The organism is Romboutsia sp. Marseille-P6047, assembly GCF_900604535.1.
Taxonomy (GTDB): Bacteria; Bacillota; Clostridia; order Peptostreptococcales; family Peptostreptococcaceae; genus Romboutsia_E.
The window spans coordinates 1-14,825 of the sequence record NZ_UWOT01000019.1; the positions used below are offsets into that span (position 1 = coordinate 1).

At 27.7% G+C, this 14,825-nt stretch carries 20 protein-coding genes and 1 riboswitch; of the genes, 5 read left to right on the forward strand and 15 right to left on the reverse strand.

Annotation, left to right across the window (positions count from 1 at the left end; translation table 11 throughout):
- Positions 1-49 precede the first annotated feature (49 nt).
- From EIH23_RS14650 to EIH23_RS14675, 6 genes are all read right to left on the reverse strand, one after another.
- Positions 50-610, reverse strand: coding sequence for a flavodoxin domain-containing protein (locus EIH23_RS14650; protein WP_122641168.1), 561 nt, complete (start codon positions 608-610; stop codon positions 50-52).
- Positions 611-681: 71 nt separating this feature from the next.
- Positions 682-1,290: an NUDIX hydrolase gene (locus EIH23_RS14655; protein ID WP_122641169.1), complete on the reverse strand. Its 609-nt coding sequence runs from the start codon at positions 1,288-1,290 to the stop codon at positions 682-684.
- Positions 1,291-1,371: 81 nt separating this feature from the next.
- Positions 1,372-2,013, reverse strand: a complete 642-nt coding sequence (locus EIH23_RS14660; protein ID WP_122641170.1) for an HD domain-containing protein — start codon at positions 2,011-2,013, stop codon at positions 1,372-1,374.
- Positions 2,006-2,401, reverse strand: a complete 396-nt coding sequence (locus EIH23_RS14665; RefSeq protein WP_122641171.1) for a hypothetical protein — start codon at positions 2,399-2,401, stop codon at positions 2,006-2,008. Before EIH23_RS14665 ends, EIH23_RS14660 begins: the two co-directional genes overlap by 8 nt.
- 145 nt (positions 2,402-2,546) lie before the next feature.
- Positions 2,547-2,996 carry a GIY-YIG nuclease family protein gene (locus EIH23_RS14670; RefSeq protein ID WP_122641172.1) on the reverse strand — a complete coding sequence of 150 codons (450 nt, stop codon included), beginning with the start codon at positions 2,994-2,996 and terminating at the stop codon, positions 2,547-2,549.
- A gap of 42 nt (positions 2,997-3,038) precedes the next feature.
- Positions 3,039-3,251, reverse strand: coding sequence for a hypothetical protein (locus EIH23_RS14675; RefSeq protein WP_122641173.1), 213 nt, complete (start codon positions 3,249-3,251; stop codon positions 3,039-3,041).
- Between the two features lie 134 nt (positions 3,252-3,385).
- On the opposite strand from EIH23_RS14675, the gene EIH23_RS14680 reads away from it, so the two are divergent.
- Positions 3,386-3,889, forward strand: a complete 504-nt coding sequence (locus EIH23_RS14680) for a thioredoxin family protein (protein WP_122641174.1) — start codon at positions 3,386-3,388, stop codon at positions 3,887-3,889.
- A gap of 44 nt (positions 3,890-3,933) precedes the next feature.
- Here the strand turns inward: EIH23_RS14680 and add are convergent, their stop codons facing one another.
- The gene (add, locus tag EIH23_RS14685) at positions 3,934-4,920 is read right to left on the reverse strand and encodes an adenosine deaminase (RefSeq protein ID WP_122641175.1); all 987 of its coding nucleotides are present in this window, start codon (positions 4,918-4,920) and stop codon (positions 3,934-3,936) included.
- Between the two features lie 132 nt (positions 4,921-5,052).
- Positions 5,053-5,152, reverse strand: a riboswitch (purine riboswitch).
- Between the two features lie 100 nt (positions 5,153-5,252).
- On the opposite strand from add, the gene EIH23_RS14690 reads away from it, so the two are divergent.
- Both EIH23_RS14690 and EIH23_RS14695 read left to right on the forward strand, forming a co-directional pair.
- Positions 5,253-6,461 carry a sodium/glutamate symporter gene (locus EIH23_RS14690; RefSeq protein ID WP_122641176.1) on the forward strand — a complete coding sequence of 403 codons (1,209 nt, stop codon included), beginning with the start codon at positions 5,253-5,255 and terminating at the stop codon, positions 6,459-6,461.
- A 91-nt stretch (positions 6,462-6,552) separates the two neighbouring features.
- Positions 6,553-6,864, forward strand: coding sequence for a DUF1540 domain-containing protein (locus EIH23_RS14695; protein WP_122641177.1), 312 nt, complete (start codon positions 6,553-6,555; stop codon positions 6,862-6,864).
- Between the two features lie 54 nt (positions 6,865-6,918).
- Here the strand turns inward: EIH23_RS14695 and EIH23_RS14700 are convergent, their stop codons facing one another.
- Positions 6,919-7,350, reverse strand: a complete 432-nt coding sequence (locus EIH23_RS14700; RefSeq protein WP_122641178.1) for a MarR family winged helix-turn-helix transcriptional regulator — start codon at positions 7,348-7,350, stop codon at positions 6,919-6,921.
- A gap of 218 nt (positions 7,351-7,568) precedes the next feature.
- Here EIH23_RS14700 and EIH23_RS14705 point away from each other — a divergent pair, with 218 nt between their 5' ends.
- Together EIH23_RS14705 and EIH23_RS14710 are read left to right on the forward strand one after the other, a co-directional pair.
- Positions 7,569-7,754 (forward strand): small, acid-soluble spore protein, alpha/beta type, encoded by a 186-nt coding sequence (locus EIH23_RS14705; protein WP_122641179.1) that lies wholly within the window; start codon positions 7,569-7,571, stop codon positions 7,752-7,754.
- Positions 7,755-7,908: 154 nt separating this feature from the next.
- Positions 7,909-8,721: an Mrp/NBP35 family ATP-binding protein gene (locus tag EIH23_RS14710; protein ID WP_122641180.1), complete on the forward strand. Its 813-nt coding sequence runs from the start codon at positions 7,909-7,911 to the stop codon at positions 8,719-8,721.
- A gap of 54 nt (positions 8,722-8,775) precedes the next feature.
- On the opposite strand, the gene EIH23_RS14715 is transcribed toward EIH23_RS14710, so the two are convergent.
- The 7 genes from EIH23_RS14715 to EIH23_RS14745 form a co-directional block, all read right to left on the reverse strand.
- Positions 8,776-9,450: a GntR family transcriptional regulator gene (locus tag EIH23_RS14715; RefSeq protein WP_243113419.1), complete on the reverse strand. Its 675-nt coding sequence runs from the start codon at positions 9,448-9,450 to the stop codon at positions 8,776-8,778.
- Between the two features lie 88 nt (positions 9,451-9,538).
- Entirely contained in the window at positions 9,539-10,669 is a 1,131-nt protein-coding gene (locus tag EIH23_RS14720) for a sodium ion-translocating decarboxylase subunit beta (protein ID WP_122638558.1), read from the reverse strand.
- 28 nt (positions 10,670-10,697) lie between these two features.
- Positions 10,698-11,045 carry a biotin/lipoyl-containing protein gene (locus EIH23_RS14725; protein ID WP_207734804.1) on the reverse strand — a complete coding sequence of 116 codons (348 nt, stop codon included), beginning with the start codon at positions 11,043-11,045 and terminating at the stop codon, positions 10,698-10,700.
- Between the two features lie 91 nt (positions 11,046-11,136).
- Complete coding sequence (locus EIH23_RS14730; protein WP_122638557.1) at positions 11,137-11,412, reverse strand: OadG family protein; 276 nt, start codon at positions 11,410-11,412, stop codon at positions 11,137-11,139.
- Between the two features lie 16 nt (positions 11,413-11,428).
- Positions 11,429-12,829 (reverse strand): oxaloacetate decarboxylase subunit alpha, encoded by a 1,401-nt coding sequence (locus tag EIH23_RS14735; RefSeq protein WP_122641182.1) that lies wholly within the window; start codon positions 12,827-12,829, stop codon positions 11,429-11,431.
- A 172-nt stretch (positions 12,830-13,001) separates the two neighbouring features.
- Positions 13,002-13,562: a beta-class carbonic anhydrase gene (locus EIH23_RS14740; RefSeq protein ID WP_122641183.1), complete on the reverse strand. Its 561-nt coding sequence runs from the start codon at positions 13,560-13,562 to the stop codon at positions 13,002-13,004.
- A 117-nt stretch (positions 13,563-13,679) separates the two neighbouring features.
- On the reverse strand, positions 13,680-14,813 hold the full coding sequence (locus EIH23_RS14745) for a 2-methylaconitate cis-trans isomerase PrpF family protein (RefSeq protein WP_122641184.1): 1,134 nt from the start codon (positions 14,811-14,813) through the stop codon (positions 13,680-13,682).
- Between the last annotated feature and the right edge of the window lie 12 nt (positions 14,814-14,825).

The following is a 14,825-nucleotide window of genomic DNA, read 5'->3' on the forward strand; positions in this document are numbered from 1 at the left end:
AAATAAGAGTGGATGATTCAATTTTTAATATTGAAACATCCACTCTTATTTATTCATTATTTTTGGTATATTTTCCATTAACATACTCAATAATTGGATAAACTGAATTTTTATCAGTATAATCAATCTTATCAAAAAAAGATTCTAATAATAACTTATCATCATTATCTAATTCATTAGGACTTTTCTTTTCTAATGATTTCTTTAATCCTCTCATTAGCAATTTGTCTACTAAAGTCATATCTTTATAATCAAGTTGACCTCTTAAATAAAATAAGTTTGCAGTCTTAGAAAACTCTTCACTAAAGTTAATCTCTTTTATATTTTTTATTGTGCCTTCACTGTCTTTAGCTAAACCTACTGCAAATATTATTATATTTTTATTTTTTATTTTCTCATAGTTTTTAGTTATAAAGTTTAATCCTTTTATTTTTCCAATATGTAATGATGAACCATATATTATAGTCTCATAATCCGGTAAATCCCCACTTGTTATATCTGAAAGTTCATATAAGTCTGCATCTAATTTTATAGCTATCCAACCGGCATATTTTTTTGTACTGCCGTATTTAGATTTATAAATTACAGCTATTTTGCTCTTACCCTCCAATGCATACCCCTCCTAATTATTTTTATACATACAATAATAATTAGGACAAACTTTTATTATATCCTTTTATATTAAAGGAATAAATTTTCTCCAATTTCTGCAAACATTTGTAATATTAAAAACGCTTTTATATCTATTTCTTCATTTCCTTGCAATATACTTTTTGCTTCTTCTTGTGAAACCAAAATAGCTTCTATTTCTTCATCTTCCTCTAAAAATTCATCACTTATCTCACCTTTACATGTGCAATTTACAAATGCTACAGATTCATCTGTCATACCAGGTGATAAGTATATCTTACTTTTACTTCTTATACTATTAATTTTCACCAATTCTAGTCCTGTTTCTTCTTTTAACTCTCTTTTTACTGCTTCCTCCATTTTTTCATCATTGTCAACTAACCCTGCTGGTAATTCATATATATAGTCGTTTATTGGCACTCGAAATTGTTTTATTAAAACTAATTTATTTGTATCTTTATGATATGCTGCTATTACTACTGCATCAATTTTATCTTCTTTATTATTTAAATAAATTTCTTTTAATTCTTTTCTATTTTTTCTTGAAGCGACTGTCCAAGTTCTATCATCACCTAGTTTATTCTTATAATTTACTTCATATAATCCCACAAATGGTGTCTCTACAAGTGTTTTAATATCTTGAATTTTAGTGTTTTTCATACTCTTTTTCCATCCCTTTTCTATATCAAATTCTATATTAATCTTTGTATAAATATTATAGTCAATTATTAATTAAAAATTTTATTTAAAGTTCCATTCATTATAAAATTTATGTAAGAATTGCTCCATAAATTCATGCCTTTCATTAGCTATATCCTTTGCAATTTCTGTGTTCATCAAATCTTTTAACTTAAGAAGTTTTTCATAAAAATGATTAATAGTATGATTTTCTTTATATTTAACTTCATCTAGTGATTTAAATTCTATAGGATCTATATTTGGATCATATATTAATCTATTTTTACTACCACCATATGCAAATGTTCTAGCTATTCCAATTGCACCTAATGCATCTAACCTATCAGCATCTTGAACTATTTTACCTTCTATAGTATTTTGTTTAGAACTAACTACTCCACCTTTAAATGACATAGTATTTATTATATTCATAATATCATCAAAATCTTCTTTATCTACACTTACTGATTTTAAAAAGCTTTCTGTAAGGCTTGTACTATAACTATCTGAAAGCTTCCAATCATCTATATCATGTAAAAGCGCTGCCATTTCAACAATGAACATATTTGCATTTTCTCTTTCTCCTATGTACTTTGCCATATTATACACTCTTTCAATATGATACCAATCATGTCCAGTTCCATCTTTTTTAAGCTTATCTTTTACAAATAATTTAGTTTCTTCAATTATTAATGGTTTATTCATAATGTCTCCTATTTATATAGATATAATTAATGTCTTCATTTTTATTTGTATAATTATAGACTATATTTATATAGTCTATTTTACTTTTATCTATTACTTCTTTATTTTTTACTTTTAAAACTATTTTACTTATACTTAAATTAATCTCTTCTTTGATTTTATCATTTATTTTAGAAATATCTACTACTTTAGAAAATAAAACTTTTCCATAGTTAATCAAGTATATTTTATAATTATATTCGTTTATTTTTATCCAACATATTAGTAAATTCTTTTGATGTATTTGATTTATAATTTGTTGCTTTTTTATAATACTATCAAGTAGATCTAACTTTACTTTTATCTCATTAGCTTTTTCAAAGTTTAATTCCTTAGATTCTTCAAACATTTTAACCTTAAGTAAATCTATATATTTTCTATTTTTTCCATTTATGAAATCTTCTACTTCATTTAATAAACTTTTATACTCTTTTATATTTTCTTTATTTCTACACGGAGCTATACACTGCTTTAAATCATATCTTATACATTTATTATATTTTTTTACAATTTGGCAGATTAAATAAATCTATAATAATCATTTTTATTTCTTCTAATTTTTTATCCATACTATAAGGTCCAAAATATATGCTTCTATCGTCTTTTATATAGCTTACGACATCTATTATCAATTTTTCTTTATCTATTTTAATATATCTATAATTTTCATATTTTTTCATTAGTGTATTGTACATTGGCCTTATTTCATGTATTTTTTCACACTCTAAAATTAAAGCATCTAATTCTGTATCAGTAGTTATTATAGAAATATCATCTATATTCTTTATCATTCTTTTAATTTTTCTAGAATGATTATTTGAATTTATAAAATAACTTTTAACTCTATCTTTCAGACTCTTTGACTTACCAACATAAATTATATTACCTTGATAATCTTTCATCATATATATGCCGGGGCTTTTAGGAATAGTATTTATGTCCAATTTATCACTCCATTCTTAATATTAATATACTAAATATTGTACTTACTTGACAACCTGTACAAAGCTAGTATAATAATTTTCACTTTCAGATTTACTTAACTCATAAAGTGGAGATAAAACTTTTAATATATAATAGCTGTCTTCTAACTCTTCAAAATCACATATATAATAACTTCCTATAAGTTCATTAAACTCTTTATAGTTAATTACTTTCTTTTTTAATAAGTTATTTACTTTATCTAATTCATAATTCATATATACACGACCTTACTTTTTATTATAGTTTATATAAAAGTAATAAATTTTATTAATATTAATAATTTTTTGTAGATAAAGAATTTTATAAATGATACTATATTATATAAAGGTTACATATTTGGAGGTATACTATGAGAACTATGACAATTAAGGAGTTATTTGATGTTGGTGTTAGCTTCGAATCATCTGTTGGAGAAGGTACTAGAAGTGAAAGAGATAGAATCCCTAAAAATTACTCAAGAATAAATTTACCAGATGAAATGATTTTAAATATAAGCGAAATTAATAAAGAAATTAACTTTTTGATTTCTGGAGAGATTTGGTGTCCTGATTATCAATTAAATGCTACTGTATTGAAAAAGTTTACTGAACTTAATTCTAAATTTAATATATCAGTAATTTCTATGGCTAGAGGAAAAAAATTCTTAGCTCCTCTTTTAGGATTAGAAGATCCTAAATGGCCAATAATTACTGTTTTAGATAAAGATTTTAATATATTAGGTATATTTAACGAAAGACCAAAACCAGTTCGTGCATTTAGTAATTTTGACGATATAAAATTAGACTATTATAAAGGAAAGTATCTTTTAGATGCCGCTTATGAGTTTTTAGAAATGATTAATAAAGCTAAATAATATTAAGTGGCATACTGTAAGTATTACATTATGCCACTTTTTAATTAAATCAAAGTTCTTAGCCATTCTTTAGTATTGTCATCTGCAAACGTAGACTCTACTGCATTTAAATATATATCTTTATATTCATTCATAGTAAGGTTAAATTCATTTTTAATTAAGTTTAGTTCATTCGTAAGATCTATATTAGATACGGTTCTATTATCTGTACTTATAGATACTTTTATATTATTCTTATAAAAATCATATAATGGGTATGATTCTATTGATTCAACAGTTTTAGTTTGTATATTACTTGTTGGACACATTTCAAGTGTGACATTACTTTCTCTAACTAAATCACAAGCTTCTTTAGTATCTTTTATCCTTACACCATGGCCTATTCTTTCAGCCCCTAATAACTTAATTGCATCAACTACATTACTTCCACTGGCACCTTCTCCTGCATGTATTGTAACTCTATATCCATAACTTCTAGCTAAATCTATCGCATTTTTATATTTTAAAGCAAAACCTTCTTCTTCTGGACCACATAGATCTACTGCTACAACCCCCTTACCTAGAAATACCTTCCCTTCATTTATAACCCTTATTGCATCTTCTTCATCCATATTCCTCATACACCCTAATATTAAATTAGATTTTATATCAAATTCTTCGCAGGCTTTATTCATACCATCTAAAATGCTTTTTATTACTTCTTTTATGCTTAATCCTTTTTTAGTATGAAGCATAGGTGCAAATCTAATTTCCATATATTTCACATTTTCTTTAGAAGCGTCTTCTAATAGTTCAAAAGTTATTCTACTCAAGCTTTCTTTGCTTTGCATAATCTTATTCGGTAAGTCAAATCTTTTTAAATATTCTATTAATGATGTACAACCTTTTGGTACATGTAAAGCTTTAATTACATCCTCTATTTTATATGATGATAATGATATATTTTCTTTTTTAGCTATATCTATTACTGTATCAGGCCTTACACTTCCATCTAAGTGACAATGTAGTTCTACTTTTGGTAAATTTCTCATATTTATATCCTCCTCATTTATTCTTATGATTATGTATTTATTTTTATTGTTATGTATTTATTTATTTTTATATATTTATGTATAAAAAAATTCCGGACTACAAAGAAAGCATGTCAATAAAATGTATAAATACAAACACATAACTTTCTTCGTAATCAGGAATTTACGGCTCCTGGTAGAGACCCCTAAGCCTTATTATTAGGGTTATACGACCAAATATATTAGTATAGATTTTATATTTTTTTTATATCTTTGTCAACATAAATTTTTAATATTTATTGTACAACTTTAATATATATTTAGTACAAATCTAATTAAAGGAGGAAACTTATTTGTTTGATATAAACCTTAATTCAACCTATACTTTTCTATTAGCAGTAATACTATTTTTATTTGGGAGTATGTTAAAAAATAAAATTAAAATATTTAATAGCCTTTGTATTCCTTCACCTGTTATAGGGGGGTTATTTTTCTGTCTCTTATATTTATTTTTAAATTACTTTAACATATTTAATGTAACAATGGACACAAGAATTATGCCTAAATTTATGTCATTCTTTTTTACTGCTATAGGACTTAGCGTTAGCCTTTCTTTAATAAAAAAGGGAGGTAAACTATTACTCAAATATTGGCTGTTATGTGGTATACTTGCATTTTGTCAAAATACTTTAACTGTTGTATTATCTAAAGTTTGTAATATACATCCACTATTAGGGTTAATGTGTGGAACAATATCTATGGAGGGTGGACATGGGTATGCTGCTGCGTTTGGTGCTACTATTGAAAGCTTAGGTATAAAGTCTGCTTCTAGTGTGGGAATCGCTTCAGCCACTATTGGACTTATTTTAGGTGGAATATTAGGAGGACCTACTGCTAAATTTTTAATAGAAAAATATAAGTTAAAGCCTACATCTAATAAAACATTTAATATCTCAAATAATTCTATCTTAGGTATTTCTAAATCTTATTTCGGTCTAACGCCTTATTTATTTTTTGAACAGGTATTAATAGTATTATTATGTATGGTATTAGGAGAATTTATCACGAATTTAATTTATAATACATTTCATGTTGTAGTACCGACTATTGTCTGTTCTATGTTTATAGCTGTTATTTTTAGAAATATAAATGATAGATTTAATATTATAAAAATTGATTTTCAATTATTAGATTTTTTAAGTGAACTATGTTTAGGAATGTTTTTGACTATGGCCCTTATGAGTGTTGATTTATTAAAGCTATCAAACTTATTTGCTCCAATTATATTTATAATTTCTTGTCAAGTTATATTTATAATTCTATACGCTATATTAATTTGTTTTAGATTTCTAGGTAAAAATTTTGATGCAGCAATTATAATAAGTGGATTGATTGGACATGGACTTGGTGCTACACCTAATGCACTTGCTAATATGACATCTGTAAGTCAGAAGTATGGTTACTCAGAAAAAGCTTTTTTAGTTGTTCCTTTAGTCGGAGCATTTTTATTAGATTTATTTACAATGCCTTGCATAATTTTATTTATAAATCTTCTCAGCTAAAATTTCAACTAATTTCATATTTAAGATTAAAATTATTTATTTCTCACATAATATAATTGTAAGATTCAATATACAGTCTTAGGAGGTTATTATGGATAGTAATTTAAATTGTCAAGCTTATAATTGTACTTTCAATAAAAATAATAATTGTCATGCTTCACATATAAAAGTTGAAGGTTTTGATGCTACTATTACCCCAGAAACTTATTGTAATAGTTTTAAAGATAAAAATACTTATAACTTTTCTAACTATTCTACAGATACTACTAATTTAACTAATACTCAAAATATATCTTGTAGTGCATCAAATTGTACATATAATGTAAGTGGTTTATGCAATGCTAGCCACGTGGATATAAGTTTTGAAAATGCAAGTTGCGAAACATTTAAAATGTCTCACTAAATAAAATAAGCATATCTAAAAATAGATATGCTTACTTTATTTATATTTAATGATTTATATATTATCTTTATGAATTCTATTAGCATAAATACGCTCTACAAAATTTTCATATAAACGTCTTTCTTTTTCTGTAAAATCACTTGTTACATGATAATACCAATCTTTAAATATAGATTTGATATCATCAACCGTTTCATCACCCTTTTTCGTTAAATGTAAACTATAGGATCTACTATTTGAACTATCTTGAACTTTATCAACTAATCCTAGATCAACTAATTTTTTTATAGTTCTTGTAACAATCGCTTTATCTACATTTAATAAAGATGCTATATCTTGTAAATTTAAACCATCCATCCTTTTTATAATAATCAAATATCTTAAACTAACTAAAGTTATGTTATGTTCTTTTAATATATCTTCTGCATATCTACGGAAATCTTTATTTATCGCCCATATTTGCCTACTTAAAATATTTAATTCCAAATGTGCTCACCTCTAATTTTTTATTTAACATCTTATTATATATTATTTTATAAAGTAAATCCAAGTAAAACATGAATATTCTTTCGAATTTTGTTATTTTTTTATTCTTTTTGTCGTTTTTATTTATTATTATTTCTCTATTTAATATTTTTAATATACTCTTGTATAAATATTTATGATTTGTCAAAAATAAATAATATATACAAGGAGGATATATTATGAATAATAAATTAATAGATAATAATGCAAAAAAAGCGTTACAACAATATAAGTTAGAAATATCTAGTGAATTAAATAATTTTTCTAGTGATGCATTTCCATATGTAGGTGGAATTGCAACCAGAAAATTAGTTGAAATCGGTGAAAAAGAACTTATTAATGAATATAATAATCAAACTAAATAAATTAATAAAGCTATCTATAATATAAGATAGCTTTATTAATTTATTTTTATAATCTTTTTAAATTAGAATTTTTAATTATAAAAATATATGATTTTATTTGTAATCATAGGGTATAAGTATATTATAAATTACATAATCATCGGAGGTATTTAAAATGTCAAAATGTAATTCATGTCCTTCAAAAGGAAGTTGTAATACAAAATCTAGCAATTGTACTGTAGTTAACCATCCTTATAACAATATAAAAAAAGTTATCGCTATAATGAGTGGAAAAGGGGGAGTTGGTAAGTCAACAGTTACTACTCTTTTAGCTAAACAGCTAACAAATATGGGATTTAAAGTAGGTATATTAGACTCTGATATTACAGGACCTAGTATTCCTAGATTAATGGGTTTAAAAGATGAAAGAGCTATGTCTAACGGTAATGATATATATCCTGTAGCTAATAAAGATAATATAAAAACTATGTCTATAAACTATATGGTAGATATAGAAGATCAACCTGTAGTTTGGAAAGGACCTATGATTACTAATGCTGTAAAGCAATTTTATAGCAATGTATTATGGGGAGAACTTGATTATTTATTAATAGATATGCCTCCAGGTACTGGAGATGTGGCTATGACTGTAATGCAATCACTTCCTATAAATGGTATTGTTATGGTATCTGTTCCTCAAGATATGATATCTATGATAGTTGCTAAAGCTATCAATATGGCAAAGATGCTAAATGTAAATGTTTTAGGTGTAGTTGAAAATATGAGCTATATTCAATGCCCTGATTGCGATAAAAAAATAAAATTATTTGCTGGTGAAGAAAACGATAAATTCTTTAAAAAGAATAATATAAGTCTTCTTGGTGAGCTTCCAATGACTAAGGAAATTATAAATATAACTCATAATGGAGTCGATGAGATTAGTTCCGATCTAGAAGGCACACTAAAAAACATTGTAAGTAAATTATAAATACATATATAAAGTAAATAGGCTTTAGAATTATTCTAAAGCCTATTTACTATATTAAAATACCTCACTTAACTGATTTTTATACCTAGCCATAAACCTTTCTTTTGCTTTTGATATATGATTCCTAGCTTCTTCTTCAGCTAATGATTCATTTCCATTTTCTATAGCACTCATTATTTTTTTATGTTCTTCGAAGGCTATTCTTCTAGTCTCAACCGTACTTAAACTTATCTTTCTTAGACTTTTTAAATATTCAAACATATGTTCTATTTGATTAATTAGACGCTTATTCTTACTTGAATGAAGTAATATAGTGTTAAATTTAACATGAAGATCCTCAACTCTTTGAGCATCTTCAATACTTTCTTCCATCTCTTCAATTATATCTCTTAATCTTCTTATATCAAGCCTAGAGATATTTAGACATGCAAGTCTTGCAGCTAAGCCTTCTAATACTTCTCTGAGATCATAAATCTCTAAAGCATCCTCTATAGATATTCCAATCACAATCGTTCCTTTTCTTGGTATACTTGTTGCTAGGCCCTCAATTTCTAACTGTCTTAATGCCTCTCTAACAGGTGTTCTACTAACACCCATACTAGATGCTATTATATTCTCTACTAACCTATCCCCTTCTTTTAACCTATTTTCAAAAATAGCATTTCTAAGTTCATCTAAAACTACTTCTCTTATTGATCTTGGATCTTCGTTATCTATTTTTGTAAACATATCCATCTCCTCTTTCCTCTTAAAATAAAAATACACTTAGATAATATCGATTATCTAAGTGTATTTTGCTTTATAATCAATATATTAATTAAGCAAAGAACTTAAGTAATATACCAGCTGCTACCGCAGAGCCTATAACACCTGCTACATTTGGACTCATAGCATGCATTAATAAGAAGTTTGAAGGATTTTCTTCTTGCCCAACCTTTTGAACAACTCTTGATGCCATTGGTACTGCTGAAACTCCTGCTGCACCTATCATTGGGTTAACTTTTCCTTTAGTTAATTTACACATTAACTTTCCGCCTAAAACTCCTGCTGCTGTACCTACTGAGAATGCAGCAAGTCCCATTGCTATTATACCTAAAGTTTGAGCACTTAATAATGTATCTGCATTAGTTGTTGCTCCAACTGATAATCCAAGTAATATAGTTACTATATACATTAAAGAACTTTGAGCAGTTTCTACTAATTTAGGAACTAATCCTGATTCTTTTATTAAGTTACCAAACATTAACATACCTACAAGTGGTGCTGCTGTTGGTAATAATCCTATAACTATTATCATAACTACTATTGGGAATATTATCTTTTCTTTTTTAGTAACAACTCTAGTTTGTTCCATTTTTATAGCTCTTTCTTCCTTAGTAGTTAAAGCTTTTATTATTGGTGGTTGTATAACTGGTACTAGTGCCATATAAGAATAAGCAGCTAGCGCTATTGTACCTAATAATTCTGGAGCTAGCGCACCAGTTAATTGTATAGCTGTTGGTCCATCTGCACCACCTATTATACCTATAGATGCTGCTTGTGGTCCTGTAAATCCAAGAGCTATCGCTCCTAAGAATGCAAAGAATACACCAAATTGTGCAGCTCCTCCAAGTAACATTGTCTTAGGATTAGCTATCATTGGACCGAAATCTGTTCCAGCTCCGATACATAAGAATATAAGTGGTGGATAAATACCAAGTTTAACACCTTGATATAGATAGTAGAATAATCCACCTTTATCACCATCATGTGCAGCTTTCATTAAATCAACACCTGGCATATTTGCAAGTAACATACCAGTTGCTATTGGTATAAGTAAGTATGGTTCATAACCTTTGCTAATAGCTAAGTATAAGAAAAAGCATGCTAAAGCTATGACTATTACTTGTTTAATGTTCATTTGTGCGAACCCTGATTCCATTACGAAATCCATTAACATTTGACCCATGTCATCTTCCTCCTCTAGCTTTTTAATACTATGCTATTTTTAATATTACATCTCCAAGATTTACGTTTTGTCCTTTTTCAACATGTATAGTTGATATAGTTCCATCAACTGGAGCTATTATTTCATTTTCCATTTTCATTGCCTCAAGTATAGCTACTACGTCACCTTTTTTAACTGCTTGTCCTTCTTTAACTAATATGTTGAACATGCTTCCTGGCATTGGAGCAGTTATATCTTCACCAGCACCATTTGAAACTGGAGCTGCTTTAGGAGCTGGAGCAGCAGTTTGAACTGGCTTTTGTCCTGGCTGTACTTCTTCTACTTCAACTTGATATACTTTTCCGTTTAATGTTATGTTATAAGCTTTTATACTCATTTTAATCTCCCTTTCATTTCATAAAAATAATTTTATAATTTCGATTTTAATTTTTTATATTTTTTATAATCATGTTAGTGTAAGTTAATTATTACTTTACTCTTTTTATACTTCTTATATGAAGGTTTGGATTTAACTTTCCATTTCCAGCCATTATAGATGCTGTTAAGCAAGCTACTAATCTTTCTTCTTCGTCATTATCATCTATCACTGTATTTGTAGTAACCGGTTTAACTTCTTCTTTTTTATTTTCTTTAAATAAAACTTTAAATGAGCTAAGTACTACAGCTATTAAAGCTAAAGTTAAAAGAACGATTGTCATACTTGATATTGTGATAGATATACCATCCATAAATGTTATATTCATATTTACCACCTATTCTCTACATAGTTACTGTTATATATTGTATAGCATTTTCATCAACTTCTTCAGTTGTAGCACATTCATTGTACTTAGATTCTAAGAACTTTGGAGCTACTTGAGGGAATAATGCATAAGCTAATACATCTTCATCAGTCTTAGCTAATTCACCAGCTTCTTTTTTCATAGCTTCAAATTCAGGAGCTATTAAATCAGCAGGTCTTACAGTTATTACTTCATCATCTCCAATTATTTTCTTTTTAATTTCTTCATCTATTGATGCAGGAGCCTTACCATATAATCCTTTTACATAGTCTTTTATTTCTTTTGGAACTAACTTATATCTTTCTCCTGTTAAAACATTGAATAAAGCTTGTGTTCCAACCATTTGACTTAAAGGTGTTACAAGTGGTGGGTATCCTAAGTCTTTTCTAACTCTTGGTACTTCGTTAAGTACATCTTCATATTTATCTTCAGCATTTTGTTGCTTCATTTGAGATAAAAGGTTAGATAACATTCCTCCCGGAACTTGGTACTTTAATGTTTGAGGATCTGTTAGTAAAACCTTTGCATCAAGTACGCCTTCGGCCATATACTTATCTCTTATTGGCTTAAAGTACTCTGCAACTTCAAGTAAAGCTTCCATATTTAATTCTGGATTTCTATCCATTTCAGCAAAAGCTATTGCTAAAGATTCAGTTGGAGGCTGAGAAGTACCACCAGATAATGGAGATATTGCTGTATCGATTATATCTATACCTGCCTCAACAGCTTTCATATATAACATTTCAGCTATACCACCTGTACAATGAGTATGTAGCTCTAAAGGCAAATCAGTTACTTCTTTTAATTTCTTTATTAAGTCATATGCATTGTATGGTGTAAGTACCCCTGCCATATCTTTTATACATATAGAATCAGCACCCATATTTTCCATAGTTTTAACTAATTCAACATAGTACTCAGTAGTATGTACTGGACTTGTTGTATAAGATATTGCACATTGACAGTGTCCATTATATTTCTTTATGGCTTTCATTGATGCTTCTAAGTTTCTAACATCATTTAATGCATCGAATACTCTTATTATATCAATTCCATTTTTTATAGATAATTCTATAAATTTTTCTACTGTATCATCAGCGTAGTTTCTATAACCTAAAAGATTTTGTCCTCTAAGTAGCATTTGTAACTTTGTATTTTTAACATGCTTTCTTATAAGTCTTAATCTTTCCCATGGATCTTCATTTAAGAATCTTATACAAGAGTCAAATGTTGCTCCACCCCAAACTTCCATTGAGTAGTATCCTACTTTATCCATCGTTTCTAAAATAGGTATCATTTCATCTGTTTTTAACCTAGTTGCCATTAAAGATTGATGTCCGTCTCTTAAAGCAGTTTCAGTTATTTTTAACTTACTCATCCTATTTCACACTCCTATCTCAATTTATTTTAAAGTAACATCTTCATCACACTAAAAATAGTCGATTTTTGTTATTTCCTACTCTATTTATTATATATATACATTTATTGTATACCAAGTTTTTTTAGTGTTCTTTCTATCTATATTTGGTATACAATTTATGCAAATAGTTTTAACTATACCCATTAACCACTACTTCTAATTTACCTGTTTCTGGACATATAACTAACCCATGTATATGTATATCTTTAGGCATTAAAGGATGATTCTTTATAGAGTTAATACTATCTTTGATTGAATCCTCTACTGAATTAAATCCATGTAGCCATTGTTTAACATCTATGCCAGAATTGAATAATGTGTCTATTATCTCCTTAGAAACTCCTCTATTTAAAATTTTATTTACAATTTCTTCTATATCAAGATTACACATTCCACATTTATGATGTCCTACAACTATCACTTCATCAACTTCAAATTCATAAACAGCAAGTATAACACTCCTCATAATACTTCCAAATGCATGCATAACTGTAGCGCCTTCATTTTTTATTATTTTTGCATCACCATTTTTTATATTCATAGCCTTTGGTAAAAGTTTTGTTAATCTAGTATCCATACATGATAAAATAACTATTTTTTTATCTGGATGCTTTGATGTTATATATTCTTCATAATTTTTATTTTCTACAAATTTATTATTGTATTCTAATATTTCATTTAATTTACTCACGCTAAACTCCTTATAAATCAAATTCTGGTATTTTATTCTAATAAAAAGACCTAGAAAGTGTTTTTATTAGAAGCACCATTCTAGGTCTTTCATTATTACAATAATGTAAATACTTTTTTATTTATAATAAACTGTTCCATCCATTATCATTCTAGATGTTCTATATCCATATACCCAAGGTACATCTCTATTTCCATCTTTATCTATATTACACTCAACTCCATTTTGCATTAAGCCACCTGGGTGAGCTATATTTAAACTTTCTGGGTTGAATCCTTTTCTAACAACTTGATTAACTATAGTTCCTTCTATAGTAGCTGCTGTTGCTGTACATAATGCACCTGTAAGAGCATATGTTTTATGAGTAAGTTGCATAGACATCATTCTTCCTAATAAGTCCATGTCTTTTTCTTCTATAACATTTCCATTAACATTAGTATATGTAGAAGGTTCAGCTACTATAGTTAACTTAGGAACACCTGGAGATTTTTCAGCTGATTCTTTATAATCATCTATAAATCCAAGCATTACAGCCCCTAACCCTCTTATAGTTTCTAATCTCTCTAACATATCTTTATTGCTATCTATTTCATCTGGTAACTCTTTACCTGTAAGTCCAACATCACTTGCTCTTACAAATATAAGAGGATTTGATGAATCTACTAAAGATACTTCAACTGACTTATACCCTGGTACATCTACTGCATCTACTACATTTCCAGTAGGTAATAATTTTCCAGTCATAGCTCCTGCTGGATCTTTAAATGCAAGTTTTACTACTGACGATGTCCCTGGAACACCTGCTATACAAAAGTCTCCATCATAACTTACTTTTCCATCTGGAGTTTGTACATGAGAGTATATTATTTTTTTAGTGTTAGTATTGTATATCCTTACCACAGTTTCAGGAGAAGTTACTTCTACTAATCCTTTTTCTATAGCATAAGGTCCAACTGCTGATGATACATTTCCACAGTTTCCTTTATAAGATACTATTGGCTTATCAATAGATACTTGTGCAAATGTGTAATTAACATCCCAATCTGGATTATCAGATTTTGATATTATTGCAACCTTACTAGTTGTAGATGTTGCTCCACCTAATCCATCTATTTGACGAACATCTGGGCTACCCATTACTGATAAAAGTATTTCATCCCATAATCCTTTATCTGAAGGTAAATTTTCTTCATTTATAAATACACCTTTACTTGTTCCACCTCTAAATATAGTACATTCAAGTTTATTCATAACGACTTCCCC

Coding starts and splice junctions, on each gene's coding strand:
- EIH23_RS14745 (WP_122641184.1), bottom strand. CDS start 14,813: ATGAATAAACTTGAATGTACTATATTTAGAGGTGGAACAAGTAAAGGT.
- EIH23_RS14725 (WP_207734804.1), bottom strand. CDS start 11,045: ATGAGTATAAAAGCTTATAACATAACATTAAACGGAAAAGTATATCAA.
- EIH23_RS14660 (WP_122641170.1), bottom strand. CDS start 2,013: ATGAATAAACCATTAATAATTGAAGAAACTAAATTATTTGTAAAAGAT.
- EIH23_RS14665 (WP_122641171.1), bottom strand. CDS start 2,401: ATGTTTGAAGAATCTAAGGAATTAAACTTTGAAAAAGCTAATGAGATA.
- EIH23_RS14715 (WP_243113419.1), bottom strand. CDS start 9,450: ATGTTTACAAAAATAGATAACGAAGATCCAAGATCAATAAGAGAAGTA.
- EIH23_RS14720 (WP_122638558.1), bottom strand. CDS start 10,669: ATGGGTCAAATGTTAATGGATTTCGTAATGGAATCAGGGTTCGCACAA.
- EIH23_RS14710 (WP_122641180.1), top strand. CDS start 7,909: ATGTCAAAATGTAATTCATGTCCTTCAAAAGGAAGTTGTAATACAAAA.
- EIH23_RS14735 (WP_122641182.1), bottom strand. CDS start 12,829: ATGAGTAAGTTAAAAATAACTGAAACTGCTTTAAGAGACGGACATCAA.
- add (WP_122641175.1), bottom strand. CDS start 4,920: ATGAGAAATTTACCAAAAGTAGAACTACATTGTCACTTAGATGGAAGT.
- EIH23_RS14695 (WP_122641177.1), top strand. CDS start 6,553: ATGGATAGTAATTTAAATTGTCAAGCTTATAATTGTACTTTCAATAAA.
- EIH23_RS14705 (WP_122641179.1), top strand. CDS start 7,569: ATGAATAATAAATTAATAGATAATAATGCAAAAAAAGCGTTACAACAA.
- EIH23_RS14730 (WP_122638557.1), bottom strand. CDS start 11,412: ATGAATATAACATTTATGGATGGTATATCTATCACAATATCAAGTATG.
- EIH23_RS14655 (WP_122641169.1), bottom strand. CDS start 1,290: ATGAAAAACACTAAAATTCAAGATATTAAAACACTTGTAGAGACACCA.
- EIH23_RS14675 (WP_122641173.1), bottom strand. CDS start 3,251: ATGAATTATGAATTAGATAAAGTAAATAACTTATTAAAAAAGAAAGTA.
- EIH23_RS14680 (WP_122641174.1), top strand. CDS start 3,386: ATGAGAACTATGACAATTAAGGAGTTATTTGATGTTGGTGTTAGCTTC.